The 12093-nt window shown below is 46.7% G+C and carries 11 protein-coding genes, 1 tRNA gene and 1 pseudogene; 2 read left to right on the top strand and 11 right to left on the bottom strand.

Translation table 11 applies throughout. From position 1 onward, the window contains the following. The first annotated feature begins 5 nt into the window (after positions 1–5). On the top strand, positions 6–1769 hold the full coding sequence (gene msbA, locus ICV36_RS06575) for a lipid A export permease/ATP-binding protein MsbA (RefSeq protein WP_215399916.1): 1764 nt from the start codon (positions 6–8) through the stop codon (positions 1767–1769). A 25-nt stretch (positions 1770–1794) separates the two neighbouring features. Here msbA and rng read toward each other — a convergent pair whose 3' ends face one another. The 8 genes and pseudogenes from rng to ICV36_RS06535 form a co-directional block, all read right to left on the bottom strand. After that, on the bottom strand, positions 1795–3258 hold the full coding sequence (rng, locus tag ICV36_RS06570; RefSeq protein WP_215399914.1) for a ribonuclease G: 1464 nt from the start codon (positions 3256–3258) through the stop codon (positions 1795–1797). Beyond that, the gene (locus ICV36_RS06565; protein WP_215399913.1) at positions 3255–3878 is read right to left on the bottom strand and encodes a nucleoside triphosphate pyrophosphatase; all 624 of its coding nucleotides are present in this window, start codon (positions 3876–3878) and stop codon (positions 3255–3257) included. The genes rng and ICV36_RS06565 overlap by 4 nt, the downstream gene beginning before the upstream one ends. Before the next feature lie 13 nt (positions 3879–3891). Further along, complete coding sequence (gene rlmH / locus ICV36_RS06560; RefSeq protein ID WP_215399912.1) at positions 3892–4335, bottom strand: 23S rRNA (pseudouridine(1915)-N(3))-methyltransferase RlmH; 444 nt, start codon at positions 4333–4335, stop codon at positions 3892–3894. A gap of 23 nt (positions 4336–4358) precedes the next feature. Continuing rightward, positions 4359–4748, bottom strand: a pseudogene (rsfS, locus tag ICV36_RS06555) (ribosome silencing factor); the annotation flags it as partial. A 46-nt stretch (positions 4749–4794) separates the two neighbouring features. Next, positions 4795–5484, bottom strand: coding sequence for a nicotinate-nucleotide adenylyltransferase (locus tag ICV36_RS06550; RefSeq protein WP_215399909.1), 690 nt, complete (start codon positions 5482–5484; stop codon positions 4795–4797). A gap of 10 nt (positions 5485–5494) precedes the next feature. After that, positions 5495–6406, bottom strand: coding sequence for an oxygen-dependent coproporphyrinogen oxidase (hemF, locus tag ICV36_RS06545; RefSeq protein ID WP_215401591.1), 912 nt, complete (start codon positions 6404–6406; stop codon positions 5495–5497). A 43-nt stretch (positions 6407–6449) separates the two neighbouring features. After that, positions 6450–7727 (bottom strand): phosphoribosylamine--glycine ligase, encoded by a 1278-nt coding sequence (gene purD, locus ICV36_RS06540; RefSeq protein ID WP_215399908.1) that lies wholly within the window; start codon positions 7725–7727, stop codon positions 6450–6452. A gap of 63 nt (positions 7728–7790) precedes the next feature. Continuing rightward, positions 7791–8510, bottom strand: a complete 720-nt coding sequence (locus ICV36_RS06535) for a YebC/PmpR family DNA-binding transcriptional regulator (RefSeq protein WP_215399907.1) — start codon at positions 8508–8510, stop codon at positions 7791–7793. Between the two features lie 152 nt (positions 8511–8662). Between ICV36_RS06535 and ICV36_RS06530 the strand changes: the two genes are divergently transcribed. After that, positions 8663–8747: transfer RNA gene (locus ICV36_RS06530), tRNA-Leu, on the top strand. 50 nt (positions 8748–8797) lie between these two features. Here ICV36_RS06530 and ICV36_RS06525 read toward each other — a convergent pair. The 3 genes from ICV36_RS06525 to lptF all read right to left on the bottom strand — a co-directional run bounded on the left by ICV36_RS06525 (position 8798) and on the right by lptF (position 12067). Beyond that, positions 8798–9739 (bottom strand): CysB family HTH-type transcriptional regulator, encoded by a 942-nt coding sequence (locus tag ICV36_RS06525; protein ID WP_215399905.1) that lies wholly within the window; start codon positions 9737–9739, stop codon positions 8798–8800. A 61-nt stretch (positions 9740–9800) separates the two neighbouring features. Beyond that, entirely contained in the window at positions 9801–10955 is a 1155-nt protein-coding gene (lptG, locus tag ICV36_RS06520; RefSeq protein ID WP_215399903.1) for an LPS export ABC transporter permease LptG, read from the bottom strand. Then, complete coding sequence (lptF, locus tag ICV36_RS06515) at positions 10952–12067, bottom strand: LPS export ABC transporter permease LptF (RefSeq protein WP_215399901.1); 1116 nt, start codon at positions 12065–12067, stop codon at positions 10952–10954. Before lptF ends, lptG begins: the two co-directional genes overlap by 4 nt. Positions 12068–12093: the final 26 nt, after the last annotated feature.

The following is a 12093-nucleotide window of genomic DNA, read 5'->3' as shown; positions in this document are numbered from 1 at the left end:
ATTATATGAATGCTCAAGACCGTACCGCCCTAAATCGCTTAATAACCTACCTCAAGCCCCATTACGGCTTGATTATTGGATCACTTTTGGCCATGGCTTTAGTGGCCGGCGCCGAAACCTCTATCCCCGCCTTGATGAAGCCTTTACTGGATCGGGGGTTTACAGGGCAACTGAATAGCAAGCTCTGGCAAGTGCCTGTATTTTTGGTCGGCTTAGCCTTGGTTCGCAGTTTGGCTCAGTTTCTGTCGAACTATTTGTTAACAAGAGTCATTAACGCTGTGCTTCTTAAATTGCGTGAGCAAATGTTTCAGACGCTCTTGCATGCCAGCACCACCTTTTTTCAAAAAAATTCTGCATCAAACTTAATTAATGCTGTAGTTTTTGAAGTTAATAATGTCCTAAGCATCATGGGCAATATGTTGATAAGTTTGGTGCGCGATTCGTTAACGGTAGTTGGACTCATTGGCTACTTAATCTACCTCAATTGGCAATTGACCTTAGTAGTCTTGATTATTTTTCCGGTGATCGCATTCATCATGAGCAAAATTAATCGCCGCTTAAGGTCGCTCAATCGAGAGCAGCAAACACTTACAAGTGATCTTGCTTACATTGTTGAGGAAGCAGCAGCTGGCTATAAGATTGTTAAAGTGCACGGTGCTGAAGAATATGAAATGACGCGCTTCAAACAAAAGGCAGAACGCTTACGTCAGTTTGCCTTGAAGTCAGCGGTAGCTGGTGGCTTAAATCAGCCCATCACCCAACTGATCGCCTCTATGGCCTTATCGGTAGTGCTGGTGATTGCTTTAATGCAATCGGCCACCGAGGGTACTACTGTCGGTGGTTTTGCTGCATTTATTACCGCCATGATGTTAGTAATTTCGCCGTTAAAGCACTTGGCCGATATCAATCAACCCTTACAGCGCGGTTTGACAGCTGCAGAAATGATCTTTGGGCTAATGGATCAGCCATTTGAAGAAAATGAAGATCGTAAATTGAATATGACCCCTTTAGGCAAAACTAAGGGTGGCATTCGTTTTGAGAATGTTGGGTTTTCGTATGAGCAAGAGGGTGATCGCAAGGATGCTCTGAGTGACATTAATCTCACGATCCAGCCTGGTGAGGTAGTTGCATTTGTGGGCCCTTCGGGCGGCGGAAAATCAACCTTAGTCAATTTGTTGCCAAGATTCTTTAAGCCCACAAGTGGCCAAATTTATCTGGATGACGTTCCTTTAGAAAATATTGTGTTGGCTGATGTTCGTCGCCAGATTGCCTTTGTGAGTCAGGATGTCATTCTCTTTAACGATACGATTGCTGCCAATGTAGCTTATGGTGCCAATGATCAACAGGGGGTTGATCGTGGTCGCGTTATGGAAGCGTTAGAGGCAGCAAATCTGACTGCGCTCATTAAAGAGTTGCCAGAGGGGATTGATTCAATGATTGGTGACAACGGCAATCGCTTATCCGGTGGCCAGCGCCAGCGTTTGGCGATTGCCCGCGCTATCTACAAAGATGCACCGATTCTCATCCTGGATGAGGCTACTTCTGCCTTAGATTCAGAATCCGAACGCCAGGTTCAGGATGCTCTAGATCGATTGATGGCTAACAGAACTACCTTGGTAATTGCACATCGACTATCAACCATCGAACATGCCAATCGTATTGTTGTTTTAGAACATGGCAATATTGTCGAAAATGGCTCTCACGCAGATTTAATTAAGCAAGATGGCTTGTATGCGAACTTGCATCGCATTCAGTTCTCAAACGCTTAAATAAATTAGTGAAAGTTAAGATTGATTAGCTAAGAACAATATCGTATTGCTCTTGGCGGAAGCTACCTTCTGCCTGAAGAGTAATTGGCTTGCCGATGAAATCACCTAATTGTGCCAAGAATTGATTCTCTTCCTCCAGGAAGAGATCGATGACATCTGGAGAGGCCACAATTCTAAATTCTCTTGGGTTAAATTGGCGATGCTCTCGCACAATCTCTCGTAGAATTTCGTAACAAACCGTTTGGGCAGTTTTAATCTCACCCTTGCCAAGGCAGGTAGTGCAAGGCTCGCAGGTGATGTGGGCCAGTGATTCGCGAGTGCGCTTGCGGGTCATTTCAACTAAACCTAAAGCAGAAAAGTCGCTCACTGAAGTGCGCGCATGATCTCGTTCCAGATTACGATTGAGTTCATGTAACACTGACTCTTGATGATCCTTGCCAACCATATCGATGAAGTCGATGATGATAATTCCACCAAGATTTCGTAAACGGAGTTGACGAGCAATTGCCTGAGCTGCTTCCAGATTGGTTTTAAAGACCGTGTCATCGAGATTGCGTGCGCCTACGTAGCTACCTGTATTTACATCGATCGTGGTCATAGACTCGGTCTGATCAATCATCAGATAGCCGCCCGACTTGAGGTCTACTCTGCGGCCAAGGGCTTTATTAATCTCGGCATCAACATCAAATAAATCAAAGAGGGCGCGCTCACCACGGTGTAATGTTAATTTACCCAATAGATTGGGCATGTAAGCACTGGTAAAGGCTTTGAGCTTCTCAAAGTTCTCAGCAGAATCTACGCGGATCTGGGTCGTCTCTTCGCCGGCAACATCGCGTAATACCCGTTCAGCTAAGCTGAGGTCTTGATAAAGCAGGGTAGGTGCTGGCTTGTGCTTCATAGCTGCATGGATGTTCTCCCAAGTGGTACGCAGGTAAAGCATGTCATGCTGCAGCTCGGTATCTGAGGCATCTTGGGCACTTGTACGGACAATAATGCCGCCTTTTTCATCCTCAGCCATGAGACTGGCAAGGCGAGACTTAATCGCCTCACGCTCTTCAGGTTGATCGATGCGTTGTGAGACGCCAATGTATTTTTCGGTTGCGGTATCGCTGCCTGCGGGAGGTAGGTACACCAAGTTGCGTCCAGCAATACTCAATTGCGTTGTTAAGCGCGCACCTTTTGTGCCTAATGGATCTTTGAGTACTTGTACCAGTAGGGTTTGACCTTCAAATAGTAATTTCTCAATTTGTGCTTGCGGGTTATTTTGGGTGATATCGGCAACGTGCATAAACGCAGTGCGCTCAAGTCCAATCTCGATAAATGCGGATTGCATGCCGGGTAACACACGCACAACTTTAGCTAAATAGATATTGCCGACAATGCCGCGTTGGCGGGTGCGTTCAATTTGCAGCTCCTGTACCGCCCCTTGCTGAATTAAAGCAACACGCGTTTCTTGCGGAGTGATATTGATCAGTATTTCTTCATTCATACGCGAGTCAGGCCGGCAATTTCCAGTAGTTGATTGGTTTCGCAAACGGGTAATCCCATGATACCGCTATAGCTACCTTCGATAGATGGAATAAAAGTACCCCCTAAACCCTGAATGCCATAGGCCCCAGCTTTACCAAAAGGCTCGCCACTGGCAATATAGGCATCAATTTGCTCTGGAGTGAGCTCAGCAAATTGCACGTTCGATATCTGAAGCAGCAGGATTGGTTTTTGGGTTGGGCTCACTGTAATGGCTACGGCAGTTAATACTTCATGATTTTTGCCGCTGAGCATGCTCAGAATACGTGCCGCATCTATTGCATCGACTGGTTTTCCCAGAATTTCACCATCAGGACTATTGGGTAAGCTAACAGTAGTGTCAGCACAAAGTATGGGGGCCCAAGGTAAATCACTTTTTTGCCAACGAGCAAGTGCCACTGCGCTCTTTGCTAAAGTAACGCGCTCTACGTAGTCACGGGCTTTTTCTTGAGGAAGGGGTGTTTCAATACTTTCGCTATCCTCATCTGGATCAGGTAAAAGCATTTCAAAGCGAACACCAATTTGTTTTAAGAGTTCTTGGCGGCGAGGGCTTTGCGAAGCGAGATAAATGAATGAATACATTGGATTTGTTCACTTACTCACGATGGTAAGGGTGGCCTTGGAGAATAGTCCAAGCTCGATAGAGTTGCTCAACTAACAATACTCTAGCCATAGCATGTGGCAGGGTCAGGCTAGAAAGTCGCCACATTGCTTGCGCATTGGTCTTCAGACTCGCATCCAATCCATCTGCGCCGCCAATCAGGAAAGTGATGTCAAAGCCTTCTTGGCGCCAGCTTGCCAGCTGGGTGGCTAGATTCTGGGTGGTTTGGTCTTTGCCGCGTTCATCTAATGCAATGACTCTGGAGCCCTTTGGAATGGCTGCCGCAATTTTGACGGCTTCTTTGGCCGGAGTGAGGTCGGGTTTAATCTCTTTGATTTCGATGCTGCAATCTGCAGGCATTCGCTTAATGTAGTCATGGGTTGCTGTTGCAACCCAATCAGGCATCTTATGACCAACTGAAACTATCGTGAGGCGCATCGCTGCAGATAAGCGCGAAATTATTCGTCGTCGTCTTCAGCTTCACTGGCTTTGGCAAGACCTTTGCCGCCAGCCAGTTTCACACGTACAGGTTTTGCACCCCACATACCTTCCAACTGATAGTAAGAGCGTAGCATTGGCTGCAAAATATGTACGACGATATCGCCGCAGTCAACTAACACCCATTCGCCAGTTTCCAGGCCCTCGATGGAGATCACTTCACCCCCTTTGGCATTTACCTCTTCTTTGACAGACATTGCCAAGGAACGGGTTTGACGATTGCTTGAGCCTGTGGCGATGATCACGCGATCAAACAGTTCGCTCAATTTGGTGGTGTCGTACACGCGAATATCTTGTGCTTTGACGTCTTCAAGGGCGTCAATCACGACGCGTTGTAATTTACGTAAGTCCATATTTTCCAGGCAATAATTTTTTCTATTAAGAGTGATCTTAGCTTGCTTACTGGTACAAGCCCAGATTTGTGATGATTTCCAGGGTGTGGGTTGGTATTTGCTCGGTCGCGATAGTGCTTCGGGAGCTAGACTTGAGGCGATCTCTTAGTTCAGTAGAGGACAAATCAATATTCAGGCTTTCATCGATGTATATGAGGCCTGAAGGGGTAATTTCAAGAGCGGCAACATCACTTGTTTGATGCTTCTGTAAAAATTGACCAAGCTCAGAACTCACTTCCATCGTTAAATTATGATGCGGTCTAGAGGCAACCGCGAAATTGACGTATTGACTTAGTTTTTCCCACGAGTTCCAGCTGGGTAGCGCAACAAGGGAATCTGCTCCCATTAGCCAGGTCAGACTCGCCTCTACTCCAAAGCGCTCACGTAATGCCTTCACAGTATCTATTGCATAACTTGGACCGGTGCGATCAATCTCCATGCGATCAATGCCTACTTGAGTGGCAATCTTGAGATATAAAAACGCACGAGCTAAATCAATACCAGCAGCCTCAGTTAACTGCAAACGCGTTTCTGCTGGAGTGATGTCTATTCCTTTTTGCCATGGTTCGCCGCTAGGAACGAGTAATAGTGCATCTAAGTGCAGCGCTTTGGCAAAGTGTGTCGCCAACCTCAGGTGACCAATATGAGGGGGATCAAACGTGCCCCCAAGAATGCCAATTTTTTTAGTCGTGCTCAATGAAAGGTGCTCAGGCTAGCCAATCGCGTGGCTTAAGGTAGTAGTCGTAGAGCTTGGCCTCAGGTGTTCCAGGCTTTGGCTGCCAGTTGTAACGCCACTGGACCACCGGTGGCATTGACATCAGAATAGATTCGGTACGTCCGCCTGAGTGCAAACCAAAGATAGTGCCACGATCAAATATGAGGTTGTATTCCACATAACGACCACGACGATATTCCTGGAAAGACTTTTCATCTGCCGTAAAGTTTTCTTGATAGCGACGCTTGACGATTGGTAGGTAGGCGTCAATAAATGCATCACCAACTGCGCGCGTCATTGCAAAGCTCTTTTCAAATCCGAGCTCGTTAAAGTCATCAAAGAAAACGCCACCAATACCGCGCGGTTCCTCACGATGCTTTAAGTAGAAATATTCATCACACCATTTCTTAAAGCGAGGATAGAGCTCCTCACCAAATGGATCTAAAGCATCTTTAGCGGTTTGATGAAAGTGTTTGCAGTCCTCATCCACGCCGTAGTAGGGGGTGAGGTCAAAGCCGCCACCAAACCACCATACAGGCTCTTTGCCAGGCGCTTGCGCAATAAAACAGCGCACATTCATATGGGTGGTGGGAACTTTAGGGTTGTTAGGGTGAAATACCAAGGAAACACCCATTGCTTCAAAGCTGCGTCCTGCTACCTCTGGCCGATGATGTGATGCTGAGGGCGGCATTTGATCGCCGCGAACATGTGAGAAGCCTACGCCACCCTTTTCAAGAATATTGCCGCCGTCCAAAATGCAGGTGCGACCATAACCCTTGAGTTTGCTATCTTCTGGTTTATGCCATTCGTCGGCAACAAAGGCCTTGCCATCTAAAGCACCCATGGCATTCGTAATGCGATCTTGCAAGCCTAAAAAATATTCCTTTAAGGCATTAATATCGATTTGGGTATGCTGATCTGACAAGGGTATTCTAGCCTAATTAAATTTACTTAATAGCGCGATAACCAATATCTTTTCGATATTGCATGCCATCGAACTGAATATGACGGATTGCTTCATAGGCTTTTTGTTGAGCGCCACGGACGGTATCCGCAAGTCCAACAATGCACATGACACGTCCACCCGAGGTGACTATCTTGCCGTCTTGTAATTTAGTGCCGGCATGGAACGTAATTTGGTCTTCAGTATCCGCAGGAATGCCTGTAATCACATCTCCAGCACGAGGGGTGTCTGGGTAGTTATGGGCAGCAAGTACAACTCCAAGCGCAGTGCGGCGATCCCATTCCAACTCAACCTCATTGAGCGTGCCATCAACCGCAAGATCCAATGCATTAACCAGATCGCTACGTAAGCGGGCCATGATGGGTTGGGTTTCTGGGTCACCCATACGGCAGTTAAATTCTAAAGTCTTGATTTTGCCATCAGGGGCGATCATCAGGCCTGCATATAGGAAGCCCGTATATGGAATGCCATCTACCTTCATCCCTTGAACTGTCGGCATGATCACTTCACGTAATGCGCGCGCATGGATTTCTGGAGTAACCACTGGAGCAGGGGAGTATGCACCCATGCCACCGGTATTTGGTCCTTGGTCGGCATCGAGTAAGCGCTTGTGATCTTGACTGGTTGCCAAGGCCAAAACATTTTTACCATCAACCAAAACAATGAAGCTCGCTTCTTCACCCGTCAGGAATTCTTCAATCACAACGCGAGCGCCTGCATTGCCGAGTTTGTTGTCCGCTAACATCATGTCAACGGCAGCATGCGCCTCTTCTAGGCTCATTGCCACTACAACACCTTTGCCGGCAGCGAGGCCATCAGCCTTAATCACAATCGGTGCGCCTTTGGCATCAATATAGGCATGTGCCTCGAGCGCATTGGAGAATGTTTGGTAATCCGCTGTTGGAATACCATGACGTTTCATAAAGGCTTTAGAGAAGTCTTTAGAAGACTCTAATTGCGCCGCTAATTGTGTTGGTCCAAAGATGCGGAGACCATTATTGCGGAACACATCGACGATACCTGCCGCAAGTGGGGCTTCAGGTCCAACAACGGTTAAATGTATCTTCTCGCGCTTGGCAAAATCGGCAAGTTCCTGCAAGCCAGTGATCGGCAGATTCTCGATACCAGCAGCAGTTTGTTTGGCTGTGGCTGTGCCACCATTACCAGGGGAAACATACACCGTTTGTACTTGCGGTGATTGAGCTAACTTCCAAGCTAGTGCATGTTCACGTCCGCCAGATCCAATAAGTAGAATTTTCATAACAAGCTATCTAATATTTAAATGAAGCAATCAAAAGACATTCAAAGTAATGGGTTTCAAAAATTAAAGTGCGGCGTTTGTAAATACTTCTTGAACGTCATCCAAGTTCTCAAGCGCATCCAATAATTTCTGCATACTCTCGGCTTGATCGCCCTCCAAGGCGATCTCCGTCTCGGGCCGCATTGCAACGGTTGCTAATTCAGGTTTAAGACCCGCCTTGGTGATGGCGTCCTGCACCCTTGAAAAATCTGGCACCGGTGTTAACACCTCTAGTGATCCGTCATCATGGGTAATGACATCTTCTGCGCCAGAGTCCAAAGCAACTTCCATAAGTTGATCTTCATTAGTGCCTGGTGCAAATAACATTTGTCCGCAATGTTTAAAAAGGAATGCAACAGAACCCTCGGTGCCCATATTGCCGCCATTTTTATTAAAAGCATGGCGAACCTCTGCAACGGTGCGAGTGCGGTTATCGGTAAGGCAATCCACAATGATGGCTGCGCCATTAATGCCATAGCCCTCATAGCGAATCTCTTCGTAGTTCACGCCCTCAAGCGAGCCAGTGCCGCGTTGAATCGCTCTTTGTACGTTGTCGTTGGGCATATTGGCATCTTTAGCCTTATCAATTGCCAGGCGTAAACGTGGGTTTGCGGTGAGGTCACCACCACCTAATTTAGCGGCTACGGTAATTTCTTTGATGAGTTTGGTCCAAATCTTGCCGCGTTTTTCGTCCTGACGACCTTTGCGGTGCTGAATATTGGCCCATTTCGAATGGCCGGCCATACGGGTAAGTCCTTTTTCTAATTTGGCTACAAGACGTTATTTTAAGGGGTTCTAGACCCAAGGTAGGGGGTATCTAACCATTTTTTGTTACACTCTCATGTCTTAGCAGTAACAAAGTAGCAAAGTAAGCAGAATTTCCACTGCAAACACCTGCCTCGGTGATGGAATTGGTAGACGTGCCGGACTCAAAATCCGGTGCCGCAAGGCGTGGCGGTTCGAGTCCGCCCCGAGGCACCACTTAAAGACTGCTCTGTCTTTAAGCATCCCCAGAGTAATTCTTAGTTAGGTTAAATTTCGTAAGTCTCCGACTCGTTATTCATTGCCTGCTCAACGATTTTCTTCGTGAGAGTTGGCGAGAAGAGCTCAATGAAGGTGTAAACAAAAGACCTGAGATATGCGCCTTGCTTTACTCCCAAATGGGTTACGTTATTGCCGAATAGGTGTCCGGCAGGAATCACTTTGAGGTTTCGATCTCGATCTGGATCGTAAGCATGACCAGCAACAATACCAATGCCCATGCCTGTTTCTACATAGGTTTTAATTACATCAGCATCAATTGCCTCCAAAATAATATCGGGCGCAATATTTCTTTGTGCAAAGGCGGCGTCAATTTTGCTGCGACCAGCAAATGCTTTGTCATAGGTAATGATTGGATATTTGGCAATCTCTTCAAGCGTTAGCGTGGCTTGATTTAGTAGCGGATGGCTCAAAGGGACGATCAGTACGTGTTGCCATTGGTATCCTGGCAATGCTAAGACGCCCGGGGTGTTGGCGATGCCTTCGGTTGCAATGGCAATATCAGCGCGATCATGCGTGAGTAATTCTGCAATCTGACCTGGACTGCCTTGCTGAATGCTGACTTTGACCTTTGGAAAGCGTTTTGTAAATTCGGTAAGAACTTTTGGAAGTGCATAGCGCGCTTGCGTGTGCGTAGTGGCAATGACAAAGCTACCTTGATCTTGGCTCGCAAAGTCTTTACCCACCCTTTTAAGCGTTTCTACTTCATCGAGAATGCGCTCAATTGAACTCAAAATACGTTTGCCTGGCTCAGTAAGGGAGCGAATGCGTTTACCATGACGACGAAAGATCTCTACGCCTAGTTCATCTTCCAATTCAATAATGGCTTTGGATACGCCTGGCTGAGAAGTAAAGAGTGCCTTGGCGGCCGTAGTTAGGTTGAAGTTCTGCCTAACAGCTTCTCTTACAAAACGGAATTGGTGAAGATTCATGGGATTCCTATCTATATATCTACAAAGATATAGGAATCAGATTCTAAATGATTTTTGAGTATTAAGCCTTAGAAACCCAGCGCAATCCAATTAGTGCCAGTAAGAAATACAGCAATGGTGGAGTGAGGGCTGTGAGGAGGGCTGGCCAAGAGCCCAAAAGGCCTACGTTTGAGAATAGGGAGTTGAAAAGCTGAAAACTCATTCCGAGCATGATGCCGCCGAACACTTTAATGCCGACGCTACCGGCACGAACCTTCAAATAGGCGAACGGTAACGCTAGGGTAAGCATCACAAAAATAGTGAATGGATAAACTACTTTTTTCCAGAAGGCGATTGAGTGTCGCTGCGCATCTTGTTTGTTATCACGTAGATGAGAAATGAAGCGACCGAGACTGACAATCGACATTTTTTCGGGGCTAATTAACAGCACGCTCAAAATTTGTGGCGTGACCTCTGATTCCAGAGTCACTATTGGGTGCGTAAATGTTTGCGCAGAAAAAACTGGGTTTAAAGGATCGGACTGCTTGGTTTCCTTGAATCGAGTTTCTGTTACGTCATTTAATACCCAGACCCCCGTTTCATCAAACTGCCCAGAGACTGCGCTCCGAATCGACAGAAGATGATAGGTATCGTCAAACTCATACATGCGAATATTGCGAATTTCATTGTCTTTATCGACCTTGCCTACGTTGACATAGCGCACGCCTGGGCGAACTGGGCCAATACCATCTTCATCACGCAAGCGATCTTTTACCCAAACACCCGTTCTAAATTGGGAGGAGTAGGCTGAGCCCATGGCTTTCATGCGAATCTGATCGGACTTGGCCTCAGTGTAAGGGCCTACCCATTCACTCATGATGAGGGTGAGCGCAACTAATGGCAGTGAAATTTTGGTCAACGTGATCAAGCCACGTTTTACGTCGAGCCCAGCGATGCGAAGAATGGTGAACTCAGACTGGCTAGCCAGCATGGCAAATACATAGATGCTGCCAATCAAACCTGCAATGGGGATAATCTCGGAGATGCGGCTTGGCGCCTTCAGAAGAACATGCAGCAGCGCCAAGGGTAGTGTGTAAGCGCCCTGTACGGAGCCAAGTTCACTCAAAATATCAAAGAATAAAAACAGTGCCACCAAAGCAAATAAGATAAAACCAAATGCAGCGTAAATTTGCTTCGCTAGATAGCGCTCATAAATGAAAGGGAACAGTAATTTCATTTAGCGGCCATTGATGCGGGAAGTTGGCGACGCCACCACTTCAGTGAAGGATTAATACGATTGCGAATGAGGGCTGTAGCAATTAAGAGTGCAAGCAAATGAATTGGCCAAATGGCAATAAAAACGCCGACCTTACCCTGCGATACAAAGTTTTGCGTGAGGTTCAGTAGGTTGCTATAAATCAAATAAATTAAGACGGCATAGAACATGGCGGTGTAATTGCCGAGACGCGGATTGACATAAGCTAGAGGAATGGCAATGAGCACTAAGCCTAATGCCATCAATGGCAATCCAATGCGCCATAGTAATTCAGCTCGATTGGGGTTTGCTGAAGCAGGATTTGGATCATTGAGAAGCTCAGAGATGGTTTTCTCGCGATCGCGTGGGGCTGGCGCTAAGGCATCTTTGCTGCGGATCTTGGTGCTGTATTCATTAAATTCGAGAATCCTAAAATCAGGCTGGGTGGGTTGCCCCTCATAGCGCCTACCGTTGTGTAACACGATAGATTTCTCGCCGCCTGCAGAGTTTTGGATGTAGCCAGTAGATGAGACCGCAATACTTAAGCGCCCATTCTTGGAGTCTGCGACAAAGATATTCTTTACTTCGCTTTTATCAACATCGAGCTCTTCAATAAAAAAGACACGTTCCGCTTTTGCGGATTCTTTAAATTGTCCTGCGCTTACCATGGATACGTCATCACGCTGTTGGAAGCGTTGGCTAATGAGTGTGGATTCACGGTTTGCCCAAGGCCAGACAAAAAGAGCAAGCAAGGCAATGACGATGATGAGAGGTGTAGCAAATTGCAGAATAGGGCGAATGAGATTTGTGATACTCAAGCCACTTGCAAACCAAACAATCATTTCTGAATCTTTGTACCAGCGCACCAAAACAATCAGGGTTGCCACAAACAAAGATACCGTTAAAAGAACCGCAAGATATCCCAGGGTTGCTAGGGCAATTAACACGAGCGCATCTTCTGGATTCACTGAGCCGTTGGCGGCAAAACCTAAAATCCGGATGACTAAAGTGGTAACCATAATGGTCACTAAGACCAAAAAGACCCCACCAGTCGTAAAACTGAGTTCGCGGCGAAGGGCCTGTTTAAAAATCATGAGAAATAAGGATCTGGATTTGCGAG

Source organism: Polynucleobacter sp. MWH-UH35A, from assembly GCF_018687075.1.
Classification (GTDB): domain Bacteria; phylum Pseudomonadota; class Gammaproteobacteria; order Burkholderiales; family Burkholderiaceae; genus Polynucleobacter.
The sequence above is the reverse complement of the archived record's forward strand: the minus strand, read 5'-3'. Positions and strand labels throughout refer to the sequence as shown.

Excerpts from the sequence above, each read along its gene's own strand:
- rlmH (WP_215399912.1), bottom strand. The coding sequence starts at position 4,335 with ATGCGCCTCACGATAGTTTCAGTTGGTCATAAGATGCCTGATTGGGTT.
- ICV36_RS06535 (WP_215399907.1), bottom strand. The coding sequence starts at position 8,510 with ATGGCCGGCCATTCGAAATGGGCCAATATTCAGCACCGCAAAGGTCGT.
- ICV36_RS06565 (WP_215399913.1), bottom strand. The coding sequence starts at position 3,878 with ATGTATTCATTCATTTATCTCGCTTCGCAAAGCCCTCGCCGCCAAGAA.
- ICV36_RS06525 (WP_215399905.1), bottom strand. The coding sequence starts at position 9,739 with ATGAATCTTCACCAATTCCGTTTTGTAAGAGAAGCTGTTAGGCAGAAC.
- msbA (WP_215399916.1), top strand. The coding sequence starts at position 6 with ATGAATGCTCAAGACCGTACCGCCCTAAATCGCTTAATAACCTACCTC.
- rng (WP_215399914.1), bottom strand. The coding sequence starts at position 3,258 with ATGAATGAAGAAATACTGATCAATATCACTCCGCAAGAAACGCGTGTT.
- lptF (WP_215399901.1), bottom strand. The coding sequence starts at position 12,067 with ATGATTTTTAAACAGGCCCTTCGCCGCGAACTCAGTTTTACGACTGGT.
- purD (WP_215399908.1), bottom strand. The coding sequence starts at position 7,727 with ATGAAAATTCTACTTATTGGATCTGGCGGACGTGAACATGCACTAGCT.
- lptG (WP_215399903.1), bottom strand. The coding sequence starts at position 10,955 with ATGAAATTACTGTTCCCTTTCATTTATGAGCGCTATCTAGCGAAGCAA.